This is a genomic window from Polyangium sp. 6x1 (assembly GCF_029946515.1).
Taxonomy (GTDB): Bacteria; Myxococcota_A; Polyangia; order Polyangiales; family Polyangiaceae; genus Polyangium.
Genome location: NZ_JARZHH010000040.1, coordinates 61330 through 83511 on the forward strand (window position 1 = coordinate 61330; position 22182 = coordinate 83511).

A 22182-nucleotide genomic window follows, 5' to 3' on the forward strand; every position below is an offset into this window, starting at 1 on the left:
GGGGAACACGGATCGTGCCAGCCGAAAAGGCCCGCGATTATCGACGCGTCACGCGGAGCCTGCGCCGTTCCGGAGCGAAGGCGCTCTTTTCTGGAGCGAGCGGGCGGGCGACGCGACGGGTCGAAGGCAGAGGCTTCTCCCCCAGGCTCTCGGCGCGCTTTTTCTTGGCGATGAGCTCCGCGAGCTCGCCACGCGTGACGCCGAGCCGCGCGGCGGTCTTGTGCGCGAGCGAAGTCTTCGCGACCCCCGACCGGAAGCCATACGTGGGGCGCTCATTTTCGTCGAGATCGACTTGCAAAAATTCGAGATGCGGGACGGGCGGCTCCTCTTCGAGGTGCGTGGCCAGCGTGAGGAGGTGCGTGGTCAAGAAGACCGGCGATTTCAGCTCCGGCAGGAGCGAGATCACGAGCCGCGCGATCTCTTCGCCCTCGGAAGGGTTCGTCCCGGAACAGAGCTCGTCGAGCAGCACGAGCGAGCCGAACCCGAGCTCCTCGAAGAGGCGGCGGATCCGCAAGAGCTCCATGCCGAGCTGCCCCTCGGGCTGATCGCTGCGCGCCTCCTCGATGAGCGAGACGAACATGCCGGCGAGCTGCGGCAAGACCGCGCGCTCGGCCGTGACGAAGAGCCCCGCCTGGCCGAGGAGCTGCGCGAGCCCGATCGACTGGAGCAGCCGCGTCTTTCCGCCCGAGTTCGGCCCCGTGACGATGACGACGGCGTCTCCGTGCGTGGTCGTGAGGTTCGACGGGACGGGCTTTCCTTTGCCGGCGAGCAGCAGCGGGTTGTAGAGGCGATCGATCGCGAGCCCGGCCTCGCCCGGGGGCACGAGTTCGGCGAGACAAACGGGCAAACCCTTGTCCCGCGCGAGGTCGGCGAGCCCGAGGCCGGCGAGGTAAAACTCCATGTCGCCGAGGAGCTGGATGAAGAGCGCGATGGGGCGCTCCATGCCGCTGAAGACGTCGTCGAGCAGGCGCTCGGTGACCTCGCCCGACGTGACCCGATACCCGCGCAAGAAGAGGCGGAGCCGCGAGAAGAAGCGGGCGATCGCGGAGGTGTGGAGGGGGTTGTCCTGGTTCTCGCGGATGCGGACGATCTGGAAGGTGCGCAAGGTGCCGTCGATGCCGACGCGGACGCGAAGGTCGACGGTGCCGAGGTGGCGCTCGTGATCGAGGAGCGCTTCGAGCCGCTGGTACGCCTCGCTCTCCTTCACGGCGAGCCCGAACGCACGGATCCGCGCGACGCCGGAGGTGGCGCCGGCGAAGGCGCCCGCGAGGTCGTCGACGACCTCTTGCACGGACCGAAGGATTTCGAGGCGTCGATGGGTATCGCCGCCGCGCCGCGACCCGCCCTCGGCGCAGAACGCCGCCCGGAGCGCGACGAGGCGCTGGTAGACGCGCTCGAAATCGCGGCGCAGCTCGGGCCCGGAGGCGAGCTCGGCGAGGATGCGCTGGCGGTAGGCGACGACGCGGAGGTCGCTCGGCGGCTCGGAGATGGCGCGGAGCAGGTACGGCAAGCAAGGCGCGACGGTCCGCCCGCCGATGCGGATGCGCAGGGCGCGGGTGACGAGGTCTTCGAGGAAGATGTCCCGTTCGAAGTCCTTGCGATCCCACGTCGAGGACGGGAGCGCGGCGGCCGCGAGGACGCGCTCGAAGGCGTCGAGGGAGGTGCCGAGCGCGAAGGCGAAGGCGAGGGTCTGGTGCAGGTCGTCGAGATCGACGCGGACTTCCGCCTCCTCACAAAGGAGGTCGGGGATAGGGGTGTCCGCAGCAAGAGGGGCCTTCGAGGTCATCACCAGGGAGACGGATGGTACCTCGGAGACGTGGTCGCGATCGACGTTGTCACGAAACGCATCCGTCGCCCGATGATCCACCCGAAGCGCCATGACCGACATGAAGACCTCCTCCGCTTGGCTGCTTGGAACCTTCGCGCTCGTTTTGTTCCCGGCTTGTGTGGGATCGGGTGGGGGAGGGTCCGGAGGAGGGCCGGATCGGAGCGAGAGGGAGTTCTCTGCAGTTGGTCCCGGTGGGGGGCTCCGGTCGGCCCGACCTGAAAGCGATGGTCGCTTCGCGAACATCGCCGGGCTTTCTTCGGCACCCCCCACCCCCCGCGCGCTCGCCTCCACGGGGGACGTCGTCTCCGAAACTTTTTTGGGTCCCGTTCCCGATGAACCGGCGGCGCCTCTTTGGCCGGTGGTGGGTCGGTCGAGCCAGTTGCCGAGTGGGCTGTTCAACCCGATGCCGGAGGGGGTGATCGCCGGATACCGGGCCGATACCGGGCTCGATGTGATGGGGATCAAGAAGCCGGTGTACGCGCTTGCCTCGGGATACGTCGATTACGCCGAGGCGGGGCACACGCTCTGGACGGGGCCGCGCGATACACCTTATTGCGTGCGCATCGAGCTCGATACGCCGATTTCGTACGGGAACCGCAAGATCACGCACATCTATTACGCGCACCTCTCCGAGCTCGCGCACGTGCAGCCCGAGGGCAAGAAGCCGCGGACGCGGATCGAGGGGGGCGACCGGATCGGGACGTCCGGCGTGGCGAACGGGAGCTGGCACCTGCACCTCGGCTTCCTGCTCGACGGCGAGGTGGAGCAATATTGGGGAACGTTTCTCTTCGAAGACGAGATCCGGAAGGTGATGGGCGATTATCGAAAAGGAGCGCGGCTGCCGAAGGAATGAAGGGTCAGTAGTAGAACGCGACGATCCCTTCGCCCTTTGCGGACGCCTCCTTGACCCACCTGCGCGCGGACAAGATGGCGTCGCGCACGTAGTCCGTCTCCGCGCGGATCTCGGTCTCCGCGAAAAGCTTGTTTCCCGCCACCACCTGCTCCGGGCTCCAGTAGCCGTGGTTCGGGAAATCGTCGGGGGGCGGGAACTTGCAGAGGGCCTTGCTGCAATAAAGATCGCTGAAAGGCAAGACCTCGTCGAGGCCCGAGCTCTTCCAGGCCGTCTCGACCTCCTCCATGAACGCCCACCGGATCGACGAAAAAGCATTGCTGTCGAGGTACCGGCCGAAGTGCTCGACGATCCGCTCGTACCCATACGCATACATGAACCCGTGTCCCTTCTCGGGGACCGTGCCCATGATCAATGCTTTCACCGCGTCGAACGGCGTCGGCGCACCGCCCGCGATCTCGGTCTTGAACCAGTCCGCCTGTCCGGCGAGACGCTCCTTGAACCGGCCGCAGATCTGCCGCCGTAGCTTGTCGTCGCCGCTGCCGAAGACGGGCTTCAGTTTATCGAACTTGACCGCATAGATCGTCAACCCGTAGCTCATTGCTGTTCTCCTACCGGATGCGGCCGCGCGCCGCGATGGGCCAGACCTCGACGAGTCGGTCGTCCTCGACCACGTGGAAATGGTCGTGCAGGTTGATCGTCGTGTCGCAGTGGCTCGGCACCAGCAGGACCTTGTCGCCGACCCGCAAATCGCTTCCCTCGCCGTCGAATTCGATGCGGCCATGCTCGTCCCCCGCGAATGCATACCGCGCGCCCTCGATGCCCCGCACCCGCGGCGGGCCGCTGTCACTCGAGAGCGCCTTCATCCCCGCGTCCACGATCACGTCCGTCGTCCGCGTCCGGCTCACGACCGTGCTCAGGACGAACAGCGCCTGCTCGAATCCCACGCCCTGCACCCTGCCGTAATGGTCGTCCATCACCACGTACGAGCCCGGCTGGATCTCCGTGATGCCCGGGACTTCGAGCGCGAACGTCGAGGTGCCCGTGCCGCCCGTCGAGACGATGTCGATCGGCAGGCCCGCGCCGCGGAGGAGGTCCGCCGTGTCCGTGAGCTTCTTCATCGAGGCGCGCCATTGCAGTTCGCGCTCGTCGCGGCCCTCGACGTGCTGCAAATGCCCCTCGTACCCCTGGAGCCCGACGAGCACGAGGCCCGGCATCGTCGCCACCTGCCGCCCGAGCGCGAGCGCAGGCTCCCCCGGCAAAACCCCCGTGCGTCGCTGCCCCACGTCCACGTCGACGAGCACCGGGATCTTCTGCCCGACCCGCGCCGCCGCGTCGGAGATCGCCCGCGCCGCGCACGCGTCGTCCACGACCGTGAGGACCACGCCGTGCCGCGAGAGCGCGAGCAGCCGCTCGATCTTCAAGCGCCCGACGATCGGCGTCGACACGAGCACCTCGGGGATCCCCGCGCGGATCATCACCTCGGCCTCGCCGAGCTTCGCCGCCGTCACGCCGATCGCGCCCGCCGCCATCTGCTTGTGCGCGAGCAGCGGGCACTTGTGGGTCTTCACGTGGGGGCGAAGGCGCACCGTGCCAGGGATGAGCCGATCGGCCATCGCGCGGATGTTCCGCTCGGCCGCCGCGATGTCCAGGATGAGCGCAGGCGTGTCGATGTCGCCGATGGCCTCGCCCCTCGTCCACTCGAGCATGCTTGGTTCGTTCTCCTTCGTGCCGCGTTTCGATCGCGAGCTACGCCCCCATGTGCGCGGCGAGATCGAGGGTCCGCCGATGCTCGGGGACGAGCTCGACGAAGCTGCGTCGATGCGCGGGCCGCGTGAGCGAAGTCGCGCGCTCCTCGATGCGCCGCTTCGCGATGGAGAGCGCACGCCGCGCACCCTCCGTGTCCCCCGTCGCCGCGAGCGCCTCGGCGAACGCGAGCCGCACGAGGCCCTCGCCCTCCTCGGCCGCGCCGCCGCGCGCCGCGAGCGCGCTGATCGCCTTCTCCGCCATGTGCAGGGCTTCCCGCGCGCGCCCGCGCAAGAGCTCGACCATCGCGAGCACGCCGACCGCATACGCGTGGAGGGGCATGCCCGCGAGCGCGTCGGCGGCCGCGCGCGCCTCGGCGTCCGCGATGTCGAGCTTGCGCGCGTAGAGCGCGGCGATCGCGAGGTAGATCCGCGCGCCGGCCTCGAGCCTGCGGTTGCGCTGGAGGATGGCCTCGCGGATGCTGCGGGAAAGGAGCGTCTGGGCCTCGTCGATGCGGCCCGTGTGCGCCAGGGAAAACCCGAGGTTTTGCTGGGCCGCGCTCACGATCTGCGAGAGCCCCTGCGCCTCGCTCGCTTCGAGCGCGGCCCGCGAGGCGAACTCGGCCTCGACGTACGCGCCGATCGCGTTCAGCAGCGCGGCCTGGTTGCTCCGGTGGAGCGCGACGCTGCGCAGGTCGCCGATCTCCGTGAAGGCCTGGATGACCTGCTCCACCGCGGCGACCGCGCCGGCTGCGTCCCCCATCGTGTGCGCCCGCAGCGTGTCGGCCTCGTGGAGGCGCGCGCGCGTCGACGGCTCCCGCCGCGCTTCCTCGTGCCCCGCCGCGAGCTCGTGTAGCGACTCGGCGAGCTCGTGCCGGCCGAGCACATAAAGCGCCGCGGCGACGCGCGCACACGCGGCGAGCTGCGTCGGACGCGGCGTGGTCCGCGGCGCCGAGACGACCTCGGAGAGCGCCGCCGCCACGGGCTCGAGCGTGCCTGGATCGCCGAGCCTCGTCGCGCACGAGGTGACCTCGCTCGCGGCCGCGCACCAGGCGTCGGTGCCGCGCGAAAGGACGGTGAGCGCGCGCTCGGCCTTGCGCATGGCCTCGACGTTCTCGCCGCGCCACCGATGCGCCTCGGCCTGGATCACGAGCAGGCGGCCGAGATCGTCGCCGAGCGCGCCGCAGTTGATCCCGCGCTCGGCGCACGAGAGGGCCTTGCCGAGATCCCCGCCGAGGAGCGCTTGCTCGGCTGCGCGGGAAAAATGCGTGGTCGCCTTGTCGAGCTGGCCCGCGCGGAAGAGGTGCTCGGCGAGGCGCGTCGGATCGGGCTCTCCGGCCGCCGTGAGGCGACGCGCCGCGAGCTTGTGCCCGAGCACGCGGTCCTCGTCGGTGAGCATCGCGTACGCCGCCTCGCGCACGTAGGCGTGCCGGAACGAGTACATCTCCACGACGTTCTCGTGCCGCGTCAGGCTCACCTCGCGCAGCTCGAGCAGCTCGCGCGCGCAGAGCTCGCCGAGCAGCGCTGCCACGTCGCGCGTCTCCTCGCCGAGCAGCGCCGCCACGTCGCCTTCCGTGAACACGTCGCCGTAGACGCTCGCCGCGCGGAGCGCCCGCCGCGCGCGCGGATCGAGCTCTTCGAGCGTGCCTTGCACCATGGCGATCACGCTCTCCGGCAGCGCCTGATCCCGACCGCGCGCCGCCGCGCGCACGAGCTCTTCCAGGAAAAACGCGTTGCCGCCCGCGCGCTCCACGATCTGCGTGATCACCGTGCTCTTCGCCCGCGGCCCGAGCGCCGCGCGCGCGAGCCTCTGGCCGTCGCCGTCTGCGAGCGGCGCGAGCGAGATCGTGAGCGGCGCGCGCGCGGTCCAGAGGTCCGGGAACGTCCGCGCGAGCTCGGTCCTGCCGAGCGCGAGCACCACGAGCGGCAAGCGCTGCGCGAGCGCCGCGTCGACGAGGTTCAGGCTCGGAAGATCGCCGAAATGAAGGTCTTCGAGCACGAGCAAGAGCGCGCCGGCGCGTCCCTCGGCGACCACGAGCTCCTCGAACGATCGACGGATCCGGTCGCCCATCAACGTCGCGTTGCGCCGCGCGGCGACGAGCCCCGGGCGGCCCTCGTCCTCGAAGGGCAAACCCGCGGCTTCCCCGAGAAACTCCGCCACGGACGCGGCGCGGATCGGATCGAGGTGCCGGCCGACGCGCGCTCGCAGCTTGCGCCGCGCGACCTCCAGAGGCTCGCCCGCCGTCACGTTCGCCGCGCGCCGCAAGGCCCGCGCGAGCAGGCCGAAGGACGATCCCGCCGCCATCGGATCGCCCTGGCCGATCCAGATCTCCACCGGCCGACCTCGCTCGGCGAGCCAGCGCAAGAGCTCGTGCCGCAGGCGTGATTTGCCGATCCCGGCCTCGCCCGTGACGATCACCGCCTGGGGCGTCCGCTCGCGCTCGGCCTCCTCGAAGATGCGCTGGATCGCGCCGAGCTCGACGTCACGACCGACGCACGGCGTGGGCCTGCCGAGCAGCGTCCGCGCGGGCTCGCCGACGTCGCGCTCGCCGAGCAGGAAGAGGCCTTGCTCGTCGCCGCTCACGTCGAAGCGCGCGCCGAGCAGGCCCGCGGTCACGTCGTCGACCGCGATCGCGTCGCGCGGCGCGCGCGAGAGCATCGGCAGGAAACACTCGATCGTCGAAGCCGCCGGCGCCTCGCCTGCGCTCTCGGCCGCGACGATCGCGGACCGCTCGCCGTCGACCCGCTCGGCGAACGCGAGCGCGCACTTCGCGGCCCGCGAGGCATCGTCCGTCGCCGTCCCCGAGCCGTGGAACGTCACGAGCTGGTGTCCGTCGAGCAGCTCGTCGACCGTCCCGCCAAACCCCGCGGCCACCTCCGCGAGCGAGGTTTTTCCTTCGGAACCCGCGCCCGGCCCTTCCGGGAGCCGCACGATGAGCACGCAGCGCACGCGCCGCTCGTGCGCCCCGAGCGCGCCTCCTGGCAACGAGACGGCCTCGACCGTGGTCTCGTCGAGGTCCGCTTCGAGCCCCCGCTCGATCTCCAGCGCGAGCGCGCCTGCGTTCGCCGGCCGCTCGCCCGGCGCGCGCGCGAGCATCCGCGCGAGCAGCGCTTCGAGCCACGGCGGCGCGTCGGGCCGCAGCGTGCGCAGCCGCGGCGCGTCCTCGACGACCACGCGCACGAGGTACGCGAGCGAGTCGCCACCCTCGAAGAGCCGTTTGCCCGTGAGCGCGTGCAGCATCAGGCAGCCGAGGGCGAACACGTCCGCGCGCGCGTCGAGGTTCTGCGCGCCGCGCGCCTGCTCCGGCGCCATGTACCCCATCGACCCGAGCAAGACGCCCTTTTGCGTCAGCTCCTTCGTGGCACCGCCGAGGCGCGCGATGCCGAAATCGATGAGCTTCGGCCGCTCCAGATCTCCGTCGAGCAGGATCACGTTCCCGGGCTTCAGGTCCCGGTGCACGATCCCTCGCTCGTGCGCGATCGCGAGCGCCTCCGCGAGGTGACGGAGCAGCCGCACGGCGCCGTCGATCGGCAAGGTTTGTCGCTGGATGCGCCGGTCGAGGCTCTGGCCCGAGGCCCACTCCATGGCGATGTAGGGGAAGCTTCCGTCGCGACCGTGCGCCACATACCGCACGATGCCTGGATGCACGAGCGCGGCCATGATCTCCGCCTCGCGCTCGAATCGCTCGACGTTCGCCGCTTCGTCTTCGAGCAGGACCTTGATCGCGACGACCTCGCCCGTCGTGCGGTCCATCGCGCGGAACACGCGTGCCATGCCGCCTTGGCCGACGACTCCTTCGACGACGAAACGTCCGTCGACCACCTGGCCCGGAAGCATGGGGCGCCAAGTATCCGCGCAAAGTTCGGCGCGGTCCATCCCCATAAAAGGGGCGGTTCTCGTGATGCGCGTCGAATTTTTGCTGTGTTCGGGGCGGACGCCCCCCGGCGCGCGCGTCACGCGGGCCGGAGGGCGGGGCGGGGGGAGGTGCGTCCTGTAAAACTACGGGTTGGCCGGCGGCGCGACGTGCACGCCGCAACGATAGAACGTGCTCGCGACGTCGGCGTCCTGCGACGCCGCCTCGACCTTGATCTTCAGGCTGGTGACGCCGGACGGGACGTTCGCGTCCTGGATGAAGAGGTCCTTCGCCTCGGTCTCCGTGGACGTGCCGCCGGTGATCGGCATGTTGTTCGCGCCGAGCACCGAGACCTTGAGGCCCCGCAGGCCCGAGCCGGAGCGCTGACCGCCGCAGGCGACGCTGATCGTGGCCGAGCCGGCGGGCACGTCGACCGAGTAGTAATCGACGTCCGTCGGGGCCGCGTCGAGGTCACCGTCGACGAAGTAGCTCGTCGTCGTGCCGTTCGCGTTGGGCTTCAGGGCCTCGGGCATGTCGACGGCGTCGTTCGGGCCCGCCTCGAGCGGGTTCGAGCCCGTGCCGCCGTGGTTCACGAAGTAGAAATCGTTCTCCCCGGCCGTGGAGCCGGCCTTGCGCGTCATGAAGAACAGGTAATCGGTCCCGAGCTCGCAAGGCACGGCGATCTGCGCGGGCGTCTGGCCCGCCGTCACGTCGATCTGCGCGATCTTTTTCGTGGGATCCGCGGCCGTCGTCACGTAGGCAATCACGCCCGACGTGGCCGTCGAGCCGCTGCCCACGGTGCCGCCCGGATAGAAGTCGAAGTTGCAGACGGAGCGATCGCCCATCACCTTCACGGCGTCCGCGGGGACGTTGAACTTCCAGACGTCGACGTCCGTCGCGCTGCTGTATCCGCCCCACTGGAGCGAGAGGTAATAATTGCCGCTCTGCGCGTTCTTCGCATACTCGACGGCCGTGGCCTGGGCGTCCGATTCGTTCGGCTCCACCTCGGCCGCGATGCTGTCGAGCGACGCGTCGAGGATGCCCGCGCCGATCGCGTAATCGTACGTGGTGATGTCGGCCGAAGGCGCGCAGCCCGGCGCTCCGCCCACCCACACGTTGCATTCGGTGACGCGCATGCAGTACTCGTCGTCGTCCGACGCGGGGAGGATCGTGTACATTGCGCTGTCGTTGCTCGAACGCGGGAACGGATCGTCGTTCTCCGCGATCTGCACCCATTGCCCGCCCTGCTTCTTGTAAAGCGTGAGGACGAGATCCGGGTACGTGTTGTCGAATTCGTCCGCCGGGGGCTTCGCGTCCGTCGAGAGCAGAATGGCCTGGCCCTTCGCGCCCTTGAACTTGTAGAAGTCCTCGTCGGTATCGATCGGATCGAGCGTATCCTGCAAACCGGGATCGTCGAGGAACAGCTCCGTCGCGGTATCGCAACTCACGTTCGAATCGGCCGGCGTGCCGCCGCCGGAGCCCGATTGCGCGACGCTCGACGAGCTCGAGCTCGAGCTCGACTGCGAGGCGCCGCCGCCGCTGCCGCCCTCGCCACCGCCGCCGGTGGTGTTCGTCCCGCCATCACTGCAACCGGCGCCGGCCGCGAGGACGGAAAGCCCGGAAGAAATGATGAGCCCAAGCAAAACGTTCCTGCGCATGAGACCTCCACAGAGAGGTCCTGGGTGCGAGGGCTTGTCGCCGCGCCGCGCCAAGGACCGAAGAAGAATACATTCTTACAGCCCTCGGCCGGCCCCATCAAGGACGAAAAACCGTTTTCATGCCGTGCGGTTCCGCTCGGGGTTCGATTTTCTCGTCGCGAGGCCCGATAATTTTTTAACGCACGACGGGTATTCCCATCGCCTGGCGCACGTCGTCGAACGCGGCCGTGAAGCGCCCGTCCTTGCCGCGTAACACGAGCGGCGGCTCGATTTCCGGGGCGCGAGCCGCGGCAGGGCGGCGCATCACATAGATGGAGAAAAGTGGGTCCTTGCCCTCGCGCGGGATGACGTCGCGGTAGCGCTCGAGCACGAGCCCGGCGCCCACGGCCGCGGCCTCGACGCGCGGGCGCTGGCGCGAGGCGGCGCAGCCGACGAACGGCGCGTCCTCGGCGAGCAAGCGCGCCGCGGCGAGGGCGTAGTCTTCGACGCCGCCGCGCCATTCGAAGCGGCACGGGCCGCATTGCACCTTGCTCGACTCGATCCCCGTCCCCTTCGGCAGATACGGCGGCGTGCCCGTCACGAGCGACGCGCCTTCGAGGCCCGCGGTCGTCTCCGGGTCCCGGAGATCCCCGAAGCGCACCGCGCACCGGTCGTCCACGCCGTTCCACGCGAGCGAGCGCCGCGCGAGGCCGAAGCTCACGTCCTGCGCCTCGACGCCCGTCACGCGCGCCTCCGGGAAGGCCCACGCGACGAAAAGGAGGACGGTGCCGATGCCGCAGCCGAGGTCGACGGCGCGGCCCGGCGGGGCATGGCGGAGCGTTTCGATTGCGTACCAGGCCGTGACGAGGTCGTCGGCCGACCAGCGGTGGCCGTCGACGCGCTGGAGAATGCGGAAATCACCGGCCAGGTAGCAGAGGTCCTCGCCGGGGCCGGGCCAGACGTCCTCGCGATCGGGCGTCCGCGGCTGCGGGCCGGGGGCGATCCAGCCGGCGGGGCGGCGCGCGGGGCGCACGATGCCCGCGCCCTTGGTGGCGAGCTGGTCCGTGTCGGATGCAGGCTGCATGGGAGCCGGTGTCTACCACGAGGGCCCGGGGCCGCGCCATTCCAACGTCGCCCGTCCCCGCGCCGGACGACCTCGAGGCGAGGATCGTCTGGATCGACGAGCAATACATGTCCATCACGAAGGAGCTCGCGCCGGCATGATCTTCCTGCTCGAAGAGTTCTGTCGGCACGGCTTCGACAACGACAATCCCGCCGCGCCCTGCTATCGTTGGCCGTCGTGCACGAGTGATCAAAAAGGAAGACCCATGGCCGAGCTCGTTTCCCTCGCCGAAGACCTGTGGGCCGCGGAGCACCCTGTGAGGATGCCCGGCGGCGTCCGGATGGACACGCGGATGACGGTGGTCCGCCTCCCGGGCGAAAAGCTCTGGATCCATTCGCCCATTCCGATCGACGACACGCTCGCCGCCGCGCTCGCGAAGCTCGGCACGGTCTCGTATCTCGTCGCGCCGAATCTTTATCACAACCTCTTCCTCGGCCGCGCGTCCGAGCGTTTCCCCGAGGCGCGTGTCTTTGCGCCGCCGGGGCTCAGGGAGAAGATCCCCTCGCTGCGCATCGACGAGGTGCTCTCCGGGGAGGCGCCCGCCGCGTGGGCCGGCGTCTTCGAGCAGCGCCACGTCGCGGGCGCGCCGCAGATGGAGGAGGTGGTTTTCCTTCACCGCCCGACGAAGACGCTCGTCGTCTCGGATCTCGTGTTCAACATCGAGCGGCCGGAAGGCCTCGCGACGAAGCTCGTGCTCACGATGATGGGCACGCGCGGAAAGCTCGCGCGGAGCCGGATGTGGACGTTCATCACGAAGGACAAGGCCGCGTGGAACGCCTCGGTGCGCGAGGTGCTCGCGCTCGATTTCGATCGGCTGATCATGGCGCACGGGGAGGTCGTCGCGGAGGGCGCGAAGGATCGGGTGCGCGCGGTCGGCCTGTATCTTTGAGCGTCCGCGCGTCTCGCCTTTTCGGGCGTCTCGATTCCGCGTATCTTGCCGCTGGAATGAAGACGCTCGACGCTCGAAACGACGAGACCCCGTGGCGCCCGGCGCGCGCGCTCACGCACCCCGCGTGGTGGGTCGCGCTCGCCGTGCTCGCCGTGAACGATCACGCCCTCAAGGGCAGCGGCCTCGTTCCCCGGCTCGTGACGGGCAAGCTGAGCGATGCGGCGGGCTTGTTCCTCGCGCCCGCGCTGCTCGCGACGCTCGTCCGCGCGCGAGGGCGGCGCACCGTGATCGGCTGCCACGTGGCCGTGGCCGTGGTGTTTTCTGCGCTCGAGCTCTCGGACGCCCTCGCCGCGGCGTGGGACGCGGCGCTCGTGGCGCTTGGTTTGCCTTTCCAAACCTGGGCGGATCCGACGGATCTGCTCGCGCTTCCGTTCCTCGCGCTCGGCTATCGGGTGCTCTCGCCTTCGATGCGAGAGGTTCGAGACGACAAACCGCGGCGCCCGCTGCGGCCGGTCGAGCTCGCGGCGGCCGCGCTGGGCCTCCTGTTCTGCATGGCGACGTCGGTGGCTCGGCTGCATCAGGTGCGGCAGACGGGGCCTCGGAACATGATCCTCGCGGACGTGTTCGTGCACGTGCCTCCGGACGAGTCCGATATGCACGTCGTGATTCGCCGCCCGAAGGCCCCGCTCGATTGCGAGGCGCTGCTCGCGGATCCGAGCCGGCTCCGGCCCGAGACGTTCGACGAAAAGAACAGCGGTGCGGGGCTCGTGTGGGCGGGGGAGAACCAGGCGATCGCCCCGTCGGAGCGCTGGGGCGTCGAGCCCGAGCACCGCTGCGAGGCGGCGATGATCCGCGCGGAGAAGAGCGCGACGTTCTCGTCGGCCGAGATGCCGTGGACCTACGTGCTGTGGGAGACGGGGAAGATCTCGATGCGCCCCATCCCCGAGCGCCCCGAAAAGGGCGAGGCGCTGCCGGACGGGGCGCTCGTGCTGCGGGAGAAGAAGGGCGCGATCGAGCTCCGTCCGCAGGGGCCGGTGTGGATCCGGCGCGCGGACGGAGCTCGTTAGAGCATCGAACCATTCGATGCTCTGCGAGATCGCCTCGGGGGGGTGAATCGGCCGGGCTGCGCCTGGCCGAGAGGGGGACGCGAGGCGTCCCCCTCGGGAGGTCAGACCGATCCATACATCGCGGCGAATGCCGCGGCTTCACCCCGCAGCAGAATGTCGATGCGCGAGCTCGTGTTCGCCGAGGTGTGCAGCTTGCCATTGCGCACGTCGAGCACGGCCGGCACGTATTCGGGGTGGCTCTCGCAGAGGCCACGCGAGAGGAGCGCGAGGATCACGGCCGTGCGGCGCGGCGTGAGCGGCTCGCTGCGGAAATACAGCTTGATCAGGTGCGGTTTGCCCGAGAGGACGAGCCCGAGCTCGGGGTTCACGTCGATCTCGAGCGCGCCGAGCGAGAGGCCGGCGCGCGGGGGCTCGAAGAAATTCATCGGGCCCTCGGCGAGGAACGCACGATATCCCGCGATGACGAGCGGATAATGCTTCTGCCGCTTCTCGTCGTCCTGCGCGCGCGCGATCTCGGTCAGCGTGGAGGCCGGGAGGCCCTTCTTGTGCATCTCGACGATGGCCTCCCGGATCGGACGATAAAAGTCCGTGCTGAGCTCGTCCTTGCGCTCCTTGTACTCGCGCACGCCGGTGAGCTTGGGCGTCCCGGACTTCAGCACGAAATCGACGAAGTACGTCAGCGAGACCTTGTCCATCGGTTCCTCCTGGGCCGCGGAGGCGCGCCGGCCATTCACCGTCGCGCGCCGTCCGTGTCGTTTCCAGAAGATAACACAGAACCTCCGTCCGTCACGGTTTTTCATCTTATGCCGTGATGAACAATGTCCGACCGGTCGGAGGACGAAAAATGTCCTACCGATTGTCTCGTACGAACGCGGGATAGAGCAGGTGTGGCTTGCGGCGCTCCGAAAAAGCCTTGAGATCCTGCTCGTAGAGCGCGACGAGGCGCGGCAGGTCGTCGCCGCGGACGAGCGCCTCGTGGACGCGGGCGCTGCCGAGCAGGGTCAGGACGCCGGAGGGCTTCCATTCCTCGGGATGGAGCCTGCGCAAAACGACCGCAATCGCGAGGCCCACGCGGACAGGCTGGATCTTCACGGGATCGGTGACGTCGAGGGCGACGCCCTCGCAAGGCACGCCGGCGTGGGTGCTCGACGCGGGCGTGAAGCGGACCGGGGAGAAGCGCACGCCGGGGAGGTCGAGTCGCGCGAGCTCGGCGGCGAGGCGCGCGCCGGAGAGGAAAGGCGCGCCCACGCGCTCGAAGGGCCTGTCGGTGCCGCGGCCGACGCTGACGTTCGTCAATTCGAGCAGGCCCACGCCGGGATAGAGGAGCGCCTCGGTGACGCTGCGCAAATTGGGCGAGGGGTTCACCCAGGGGAGGCCGGTCTGTTCGAATCGGAAGGAGCGATCCCAGCCTTCGAGGGGCACGACGTGGAGATCGGCGCCGAGTTTTTTCTCGGCGTCGAAGAGCCGCGCGAGCTCGCCGACGGTCATGCCGTGGCGCACGGGGATCGAATGGTACGCGACGAAAGAATCGCGCCCGGGATCGACGAGCGGGCCCTCCAGCGCCACGCCGCCGAGCGGATCCGGCCGATCGAGCACGACGAAGCGGAGGTTCCGTTTCGCGGCCTCCTCGAGGGCATAGCCCATCGTGCTGATGTACGTGTAAAACCGGGTGCCCGCGTCCTGCACGTCGAAGACGAGCGTGTCGAGGCCGGCGAGCATGGCGTCCGTGGGGCGGCGATCGGCGCCGTAGAGGCTATGGATGGGCAGGGCCGTGCGCGCGTCTTTTCCGCCGGGGACGAGGGCGTCCTTGTCGGCGCCGAGGCCGTGCTCGGGGCTGAAGATGGCTTTGAGCTCGAACGATTTCGAGGCGGCGAGGACGTCGATCGTGCGCTCGCCGCGCGCGTTCTTGCCCGTGTGGTTCGTGAGGAGGCCGATCTTGCGACCCGCGAGGACGTCGAACCCGCGCGCTTCGAGGACGTCGATGCCCACGCGGACGCGGGCCGCGGGCGGGCTCCGGGGGATCACGACCGCGGCATTGGCGACGTCGCGGCGCAGGCGCGTGGCGTCGCCTTTGCCGTCGGGATGGAGGCGGCTCGCGAGCAGGACGACGGCATCGCCGCGGCGGACGTCGAGCCAGAACGCCGTGCCCGTGAAGCCGGTATGGCCGACCCCGCCGAAGAGCGAGCCGAGGGTGAGGCTGCGGGACGATGGTTTGTCGGGGCTGCCTTCGGGGAGGGGCAAGGGGCGGAGCTCGGTCATCGCGCGGACGGAGGCTTCCGAGAGGATACGGCGACCGTCGAATTCGCCGCCGCCGAGGATCATGCGGACGAACCGGCCAAGGTCATCCGCGGTGGAGAAGAGCCCCGCGTGCCCGGCCACGCCGCCGAGGGCGCGGGCCCGCGGATCGTGGACCTCGCCGACGAGCAGTTTGTCATGGATTCGCTCGGTGGGCGCGGCGCGCGCGGCGAGCGGAGGCCCGGGGCGGAAGGTGGTGTCCTGCATGCCGAGCGGCTCGAAGAGGTTTTTCCGGGCGAACACGTCGAGGGGCTCGCCCGAGGCGCGGCGGACGATTTCGCCGAGGAGGATGTACCCGAGGTCGCTGTAGACGTGGGCCTCGCCGGGCGGGTGGAGGAGCTTGGTCTTCTGGATGCGGGCGAGGGCGCGGGCCTCGCCGTCGGCATAAGCGGAGATGGCATCGCCGGCGGGGAGGCCGGAGGTGTGGAGCAGGAGGTGGGTGATCGTGATGCGCTCGCGGTCGTCGCCCGTGAAATCGGGGAGCCATTTCTGCGCGGGGTCGTCGAGGCGCAGCGATTTGCGTTCGGCGAGCAGGAGGATCGAGCTCGCGGTGGCGATGGGTTTGGTGAGGCTCGCGACGTCGAAGACGGCGTCGAGGGCCATCGACGAAGGAGAAGGCTCCTTGGCGCGGAGGCCATAGGCTTTGCGGAGGACGACGTGGCGCGATTGTACGACGAGGAGGACGGCGCCCGGGACCTCGCCGCGATCGATGGCGCCGCGGATGGCCGCGTCGAGGCGGGCTTCGGCGTCGGGCGGGAGGGAGGGGAGGGCGGAGGCGGAGGCGGAGGCGGGAATGGGGGCGGGAGCGGAGGCGGTTGCGGGAGTGGAGGCGGAGGCGGTTGCGGGAGCGGGAGCGGACGCGGGAGCGACCGTTCGGTTCTCCTCGGGATGCGGTGGCTCGGCGCAGGCGGCGCACAGGGTGAGCGCGAGGGGGAGGGCGTGGTGGGACCGCGGGACGAACATCCCCTTCCTTACGCGCCGCCGCGGCGCAGCCGTTCGAGCTCGGCGCGGAGGCGCGCATTTTCGGCCTCTGCGGCCTCAGCCCTGGCATGGGCTTCTTCGGCCCGTGCACGCTCCTGCTCGGCCAGCTCCGCCTCGGTCGGCAACAGTTCGTCCCCGCTGGGCCCGAGCCCGACACGCAAGCGTTGCGCCGCACCAGCCCCGACCACGCGCACGAAGCACCCGAGCACCGTCGAGTGGACGCGATCGGTATCCGTGACCTCGACCTGGACGAGCTTGCCGCGGGCGTTTCGGCGGTAAACGCTGAACCGGACGCGGTCGGGCAATTCGGCCGCGTATGGGTCGAACACGAGGAGCTCCTTCACCCCGAGCTCGTCGTAGCGGCGCGGCGATTGCTCCTGGTCCTTCTGATTCTCTTCCGCCATCACCTCGAGCGCGAAGCTCGGTACGATGCCGGTCTCCCATACCTTCCAGCATTTGGGAGCGCTATCGGGATCCACGCCCGGGAGGACGTAAAGGTCGGGCGCGACCGTCACCGTCGGGGCGTACTGGACCCAGTAGATGAATTGATCGGCCCCCACGAATGCGCGGACGCCCTGCGACGCCAGGAAGCGGGCGAGCAAGGGGCGGAACAGCTCGATGATGAGCGTCTGGAGCGCGCTTTCACCCATGTCGTCGTGCGTCGGGTAGAAGGTCGGATCGTCGGTGCCGAGGTTACGCGCCGCGGTGCCCATGCCCGCAGCATACCATGGCAGGCCCTCCGCAGGGAAGGGATCCACGGGATCGGGCGACGCGGCGACAAGCGGGTCGCTCATCGAGCCCTCCTACCACGGGAGCCCTTCGTTCCGTCAAGAAAAACGTTTGTCCTAGCGCATCAACGACTTCCGAGACAAACCCCGTGACGTTCCTCGCAGAGCCCCTTGCCATCGCCTCCGCCCCAGGCGATCCTCTCGCGGCTCTCCATGTCCACGCTCCTCCTCCCCCGCCGCCATTTCCTCCTCGGCTCCCTCTCCGCCCTCGCGCTTCCTTCCTGCGCGGGCCAGTGCGGTTCGCCCGGCGTCGTGACGTCCGAGGCCGCGCGGCCGACGCTTCCGTTTGGTGTGCAGACCGGCGATCCCACGGCCGCCGGCGTCGTGCTCTGGAGCAAGACGGATCGGCCGGCGCGGCTCCTCGTGGAATGGGGGACCGATGAGCGGCTGAGCGATGCGCAGAAGCTCGAAGGGCCCGTCGCCACGGCCGAGAACGATTTCACGGCGCGCCTGGAGCTCACGGGGTTGCCGCCCGGGAAGCGGATCCATTATCGCGTGGTCTTCGAGGCGGACGACGTGGGGCACGCGCGGAGCGAGCCGGCCTTGGGGTCGCTGCGCGCGCCGCCGGGGCCGGGGGAGGATGTGAAGATCGTGTGGTCGGGCGATACGGCAGGGCAAGGGTTCGGGATCGATGTCGCCCGCGGCGGGATGAAGACGTATGCGTCGATCGCGCGGCTCGCGCCGGATCTGTTCATCCATTCGGGAGATCGGATCTACGCGGACAATCCCTTGCCGGAGCAGATCGAGCTGCCCGATGGGTCCGTCTGGAAGAACCTCGTGACGCCCGCGAAATCGAAGGTGGCCGAGACGCTGGAGGAGTTTCGGGGCAATTTCGCGTACAACTTCCTCGACGAGCACGTGCGGCGGCTGCACGCGGCCGTGCCGACGATCGTGCAATGGGACGATCACGAGGTGCGCAACAACTGGTTTCCCGGGCAGGTGCTGGAGGATCCGCGGTACAAGGAGCGGCGGGCGTCGGTGCTGGCCGGGTTCGCGAAGCAGGCGATGTTCGAGTATGCGCCGATGCGGCAAGGGCCCATTCATCGGGTGCTGTCGTACGGGCCGCGCGTGGATGTGTTCGTGCTCGACGCGCGGAGCTTTCGGGGGACGAATGGGCCGAATCGCGAGGAAAAGGAGTCGCCCACGATCCTCGGCGAAGCGCAGATCGCATGGCTGAAGGAGGCGCTCGCGCGGTCGACCGCGACCTGGAAGATCATCGCGTGCGACCAGCCGATCGGGCTCGTGGTCCCGGATGGACCGACGGCGCAGGACGGGTTCGCGAACGGGGAGGGAGCGCCGCTCGGGCGGGAGCTGGAGATCGCGGCGATTCTGTCGTTCTTGCAGGAGAAACGTATCCGAAACGTCCTGTGGATCACGGCCGACGTGCATTACGCAGCGGCGCACCATTACGATCCTTCGCGGGCGAAGCTCGCGAAGTTCGACCCGTTCTGGGAGCTCGTCGCCGGGCCGCTCCACGCGGGCACGTTCGGGCCGGCGCCACTCGACGAGACGTTCGGGCCAGAGGTGAAGTTTCAGAATCGGAAGCAGGGGGATCCGCCGGTCGGTCCTGCCGGAGGAAAACAGTCGTTCGGGGTGCTCGCGATCGACGGCAAGAGCGGGCGGCTCCGCGCGGCGCTGCACGATGGCGATGGGAACGAGATGTGGGGCGTGGAGATCGAGGCGGTGAGCTGATCAGAGCGCCTTCCACCCGAACGCGACCGCGCCTTGCGGCAAGCGCGGCGGTTCGAGGGAGAGGATGTAATCGACGCGGCGGTTCTTCGCCTCGGCGACCTCGTCCGCCGTTTTGACGATCGGGTTATGCTCGCCGAACCCTTCCCACGCGACCGGGATCTTCAGGCCGCGGCCGCGGAACCAGGCGGCGATCGCGCGCGCTCGCTTGCGCGAGAGCGTCAGGTTGTGCTCGGGGCTGCCCACCGTGTCGGTGTGGCCCGCGATGTAGAGCGAGATGCCCTTCAAATCCTGGTGCTTCGAGAGGGCGTCCTTCACCTTGTCGAGGCTCGCTTCGAGCTTCGGGACCTCGGAGTCGCGGATCTTGTCCGAGTCGGTCTCGAAATTGACCTCCTCGTGGTCGATCTTCACGTTCCACGGCGTGATCGCCACGCCGACATAGTTGCCCTCGGTGTCGTGGCCCCAGACCTCGATGCGCGAGACGGTCTCGGCCCGGATCGGGCTCCAGTCGATCGCGAGCACCGTGCCCGGCGCCGCGCCTTCGAAGGCCTTCGCCGCGTTCGCCAGGACCTTGCCGGATTCACCGATGACCTGGAGCTCGACCTTGCACGCGGCCCGCGTGAGCTTGACCTCGAGCTTGTGTCCGTCGAGGTCGACCCGGGATCGATCCACGCTGATCTCGAGCTTCTTTTTCGGCCCCGCGGCCGCTCCTGCCTTGGGCTCGCACGTGATCGAAGGCGCCTTCGGGGCCTCCGCGAGCTCCGTCGGGGCGGGTTTGTCCGGGGCAGGCTCCGGCTTCGCCTCCTCGGCCGGAGGCGGCTTCGGGGCCTCGTCCGTTTTCGGGGGCGTGGACGTGGGGGGCGTGGACGAGGTCGCCTCGGCGGTGGGGCCTTCGGTCGGGGTCTCGGGGTTCGTCTGGGCGCCCGCGCCGCCGCAGCCGCAGGCGAGCGCCAGCAGCAAAAGGGGCGCGATCGACGAGGTTCGGAAGATCGCCATGGAGAACGTCTACCAAAACCCGGAGGGCGACTCCAGGCTTTCGTGGCCGTCCCCGGCGGCGCGGATCACCTCGGCCAGCGGACGTCGAGGACGACGCGGCGGCCATTGCGGAAGAGCTCGAAGATGGCCCCGCCCTTTTCACGGGAGGACGCGTAGCCGCTCAGCGCGCGGTCGGGGCTATCGACGCCGAAGCCATTGATGGAGACGAGGACGTCGCCCGCCTGGACGCCCGCGAGCGCGTCGATCGAGTCGGGGCCGAGGCGCGAGAAGCGCACGCCGACCGTCTTTCCGCCCTGGATCACGGGGCTGATGCGCGTGCGGAGGTCGGTGCCGCCGTCGAAGATGCTCTTGCCGAGGTTCGTGCGGACGAGGAAGATGTCGAGGCCGGCGTCGCGGAGCTTCTGCACCCGCGTGAGCAAGGCGTCCGGATCGTGGACCTCGGGCGTTAGCGCGGCGAGGACGCTCGTGAGGGCCGGGACGCTCGCGTCTTCGAGGGGAGCCTCGTTGCGCGGCGCGGGCGGGGCGGGCGGCGCGGCCTGTTGTTTTCGGTGGCCGCGGGGCTTTTTGTGGGGTGTTTCATTTGGCTTCGGGCCGTACTCCGCAGCATGCAGGAGCGCCGTCGAGTGGATGTCCGAGAGGCGTCGTGCCGCGTCGACGAAGCCGTACGCCGTGATCCCGCAAAAGCACACGACGAGCGCGGACATCACCCAGCGCAGGTGTTCTCTGTAGCGCGGGACGGATTTTCGGGCGGCGCGTTGCACGACCTGGCAAGCTTTGCGGAGGCACGGGTCGCAAGCTTCGGCGTCCGCGCCGCCGGGGACGAATGGCTCCTTGCAGAGCTGGCAAATGTGCGTTTGCTCGACGTGAGGGGCCGAGCAGGTGGGGCAAGACGGGGTGCGGTAGGGCTCGGGCGACATGGAGCGGAAGAATATCAAGTTTGGTGCCAGGCCCGCGCGGGCCCGTTTTGCCGAGAGAACACGCGCCCCGTTCGCCAGGATCGCGACATTCCGGCGCGAGGCGCGCCGCGCGCTGCCAAAGTGACAAGCGTTTCCAGGAGCGCCATTTTCCGTTGCGGCAGGATTCGCGCGGGCAGTCACGTCGCGACGGAATTGACGCGTTCTGCCCCGCGCGGTAGTCGTTCGGGATGGACCTTCTCCCGGTCGACAAGGCCGAGATCACGAAGACGGCGCGGGCGACGGTGTGGCTGTGGCGGCCCGCCCGGCGCGTCTTCGTGACGCGGGTGGCGGGCTGCCTCGACGCGCAGGGCGCGACGGCGATCGAGGCGATGGCGCGCAGGGTCGTGGCCGAGGACGGGGGGATCGCCGGCTTTCACGACTGGGAGGAGATGACCGATTACGAGTCGCCCGCCCGGACGCGGCTGACCGAGATGGCGCGCGACCTCGGGAAATCGAACGACGTCGCCCATTTCATCGTGCGGTCGAAGCTCGTGGCGCTCGGCATCCAGGCGGCGAGCGTGGTGATGGCGGGCGTGCGCGTGCACCATACCCGCGCGGGCTTCGAGGCGGCGCTGCGTGAATGCATTCAGCAACGAAGCCGCACGGCGTGATTGCCAGAGGGGGCGCGTGAGCCGAGATGGCGGGGCAGGACGGACGAGGCGGTGATCCCGACGGGCTCGGGCCCATGGCGGATCAATTCCAGGCGATCTTCGAGGAATTCTTTCGCAGCCCGACCGCGGGGTCGGGGCGGGAGCGGCGCGTGCCGATGCTCGTGTCGCTGGAGGAGGCCGCTTCCGGCGCGAGCAAGGTCCTCCATGCGGCGTACGAGGCGCGCTGCCCGACCTGCAACGGAAATGGCGCTCCGGTGGCCGGTCTGCCCGGCCGGCATTGCCCCGTCTGTTTGGGCAAACAGCGCGTCTCGCACGAACGAACGCTGACGGTGAAGGTGCCGGCGGGCATCGACGACGGGCAGATCCTGCGGCTCGCAGGGCAGGGGGACGAGGCGCCGCTCGGCGGGGGGCGGCCCGGAGACCTGATGATCGAGGTGATCGTGGCGCCGCACCCGCGCCTGCGACGCGAGGGCGTGAATCTGTTCGTCGAGGTACGCATCGATCCGGAGATCGCGCGGCGCGGGGGGCGCGTGAAGGTGCCCGTCCTCGATGGAGAGCGCATGATCCCGGTGCCCGCCGGGACGGTCACCGGGGCCTCGATGCGGCTCTCCGGGTTTGGCGCGGTGCGACTCGGCGCCGAGCCCCTGCCCATTCCTGCGGAGGTAACGGCCGATCCATATCGTTCACGGAGCGTCGAAGGTCACCGTGGTGACCAGATTGTCACCTTCACCGTGGAGGCGTCGATCGCGGACGGGATGGAAGACCGGCTCGACACGCGTCGATCCGGGCGGATGCAGGGGCTCTGGAGGAGCGCGGCGCTCGGTGTGGCGCTGATCGCGGCGGTGATCGGGGCGCTCGTCCTCGGGCGCTAGC

At 69.5% G+C, this 22182-nt stretch carries 18 protein-coding genes; 7 read left to right on the top strand and 11 right to left on the bottom strand.

Features of this window, described 5'->3' with window-relative positions; all coding sequences use genetic code 11:
• Positions 1-37: 37 nt before the first annotated feature.
• Positions 38-1888 (bottom strand): DNA mismatch repair protein, encoded by a 1851-nt coding sequence (locus tag QHF85_RS31115; RefSeq protein ID WP_281331001.1) that lies wholly within the window; start codon positions 1886-1888, stop codon positions 38-40.
• Positions 1889-2207: 319 nt separating this feature from the next.
• On the opposite strand from QHF85_RS31115, the gene QHF85_RS31120 reads away from it, so the two are divergent.
• On the top strand, positions 2208-2681 hold the full coding sequence (locus tag QHF85_RS31120; RefSeq protein ID WP_281331002.1) for a hypothetical protein: 474 nt from the start codon (positions 2208-2210) through the stop codon (positions 2679-2681).
• Between the two features lie 4 nt (positions 2682-2685).
• On the opposite strand, the gene QHF85_RS31125 is transcribed toward QHF85_RS31120, so the two are convergent.
• From QHF85_RS31125 to QHF85_RS31145, 5 genes are all read right to left on the bottom strand, one after another.
• Positions 2686-3279, bottom strand: coding sequence for a hypothetical protein (locus QHF85_RS31125; protein ID WP_281331003.1), 594 nt, complete (start codon positions 3277-3279; stop codon positions 2686-2688).
• A 10-nt stretch (positions 3280-3289) separates the two neighbouring features.
• The gene (locus tag QHF85_RS31130; protein WP_281331004.1) at positions 3290-4387 is read right to left on the bottom strand and encodes a DSD1 family PLP-dependent enzyme; all 1098 of its coding nucleotides are present in this window, start codon (positions 4385-4387) and stop codon (positions 3290-3292) included.
• 40 nt (positions 4388-4427) lie between these two features.
• On the bottom strand, positions 4428-8261 hold the full coding sequence (locus QHF85_RS31135; RefSeq protein WP_281331005.1) for a serine/threonine-protein kinase: 3834 nt from the start codon (positions 8259-8261) through the stop codon (positions 4428-4430).
• A 162-nt stretch (positions 8262-8423) separates the two neighbouring features.
• Positions 8424-9935 carry a hypothetical protein gene (locus QHF85_RS31140; protein WP_281331006.1) on the bottom strand — a complete coding sequence of 504 codons (1512 nt, stop codon included), beginning with the start codon at positions 9933-9935 and terminating at the stop codon, positions 8424-8426.
• 175 nt (positions 9936-10110) lie between these two features.
• Entirely contained in the window at positions 10111-10998 is an 888-nt protein-coding gene (locus QHF85_RS31145; RefSeq protein WP_281331007.1) for a methyltransferase, read from the bottom strand.
• A gap of 8 nt (positions 10999-11006) precedes the next feature.
• Here QHF85_RS31145 and QHF85_RS31150 point away from each other — a divergent pair, with 8 nt between their 5' ends.
• From QHF85_RS31150 to QHF85_RS31160, 3 genes are read left to right on the top strand one after another with little or no spacing between them, the layout of a single operon-like run.
• Positions 11007-11138 carry a hypothetical protein gene (locus tag QHF85_RS31150; protein WP_281331008.1) on the top strand — a complete coding sequence of 44 codons (132 nt, stop codon included), beginning with the start codon at positions 11007-11009 and terminating at the stop codon, positions 11136-11138.
• The gene (locus QHF85_RS31155) at positions 11135-11926 is read left to right on the top strand and encodes a DUF4336 domain-containing protein (RefSeq protein ID WP_281331009.1); all 792 of its coding nucleotides are present in this window, start codon (positions 11135-11137) and stop codon (positions 11924-11926) included. The genes QHF85_RS31150 and QHF85_RS31155 overlap by 4 nt, the downstream gene beginning before the upstream one ends.
• Positions 11927-11982: 56 nt before the next feature.
• The gene (locus QHF85_RS31160) at positions 11983-12993 is read left to right on the top strand and encodes a hypothetical protein (RefSeq protein WP_281331010.1); all 1011 of its coding nucleotides are present in this window, start codon (positions 11983-11985) and stop codon (positions 12991-12993) included.
• A 101-nt stretch (positions 12994-13094) separates the two neighbouring features.
• Here QHF85_RS31160 and QHF85_RS31165 read toward each other — a convergent pair whose 3' ends face one another.
• From QHF85_RS31165 to QHF85_RS31175, 3 genes are all read right to left on the bottom strand, one after another.
• A complete protein-coding gene (locus QHF85_RS31165) occupies positions 13095-13688 on the bottom strand; it encodes a hypothetical protein (RefSeq protein WP_281331011.1) in 594 nt (197 codons plus the stop codon).
• 154 nt (positions 13689-13842) lie between these two features.
• Entirely contained in the window at positions 13843-16251 is a 2409-nt protein-coding gene (locus QHF85_RS31170; RefSeq protein ID WP_281331012.1) for an exo-beta-N-acetylmuramidase NamZ domain-containing protein, read from the bottom strand.
• 8 nt (positions 16252-16259) lie between these two features.
• Positions 16260-17063 carry a Uma2 family endonuclease gene (locus QHF85_RS31175; protein WP_281331013.1) on the bottom strand — a complete coding sequence of 268 codons (804 nt, stop codon included), beginning with the start codon at positions 17061-17063 and terminating at the stop codon, positions 16260-16262.
• A 147-nt stretch (positions 17064-17210) separates the two neighbouring features.
• Between QHF85_RS31175 and QHF85_RS31180 the strand changes: the two genes are divergently transcribed.
• Complete coding sequence (locus QHF85_RS31180; RefSeq protein ID WP_281331014.1) at positions 17211-18749, top strand: alkaline phosphatase D family protein; 1539 nt, start codon at positions 17211-17213, stop codon at positions 18747-18749.
• Here QHF85_RS31180 and QHF85_RS31185 read toward each other — a convergent pair whose 3' ends face one another.
• Both QHF85_RS31185 and QHF85_RS31190 read right to left on the bottom strand, forming a co-directional pair.
• Positions 18750-19742, bottom strand: a complete 993-nt coding sequence (locus QHF85_RS31185; RefSeq protein WP_281331015.1) for an OmpA family protein — start codon at positions 19740-19742, stop codon at positions 18750-18752.
• 65 nt (positions 19743-19807) lie between these two features.
• Positions 19808-20659, bottom strand: a complete 852-nt coding sequence (locus QHF85_RS31190; protein WP_281331016.1) for a hypothetical protein — start codon at positions 20657-20659, stop codon at positions 19808-19810.
• Between the two features lie 227 nt (positions 20660-20886).
• On the opposite strand from QHF85_RS31190, the gene QHF85_RS31195 reads away from it, so the two are divergent.
• Both QHF85_RS31195 and QHF85_RS31200 read left to right on the top strand, forming a co-directional pair.
• A complete protein-coding gene (locus tag QHF85_RS31195) occupies positions 20887-21309 on the top strand; it encodes a hypothetical protein (protein ID WP_281331017.1) in 423 nt (140 codons plus the stop codon).
• A gap of 74 nt (positions 21310-21383) precedes the next feature.
• Positions 21384-22181: a DnaJ C-terminal domain-containing protein gene (locus QHF85_RS31200; protein WP_281331018.1), complete on the top strand. Its 798-nt coding sequence runs from the start codon at positions 21384-21386 to the stop codon at positions 22179-22181.
• The last annotated feature ends 1 nt before the right edge of the window (position 22182 follow it).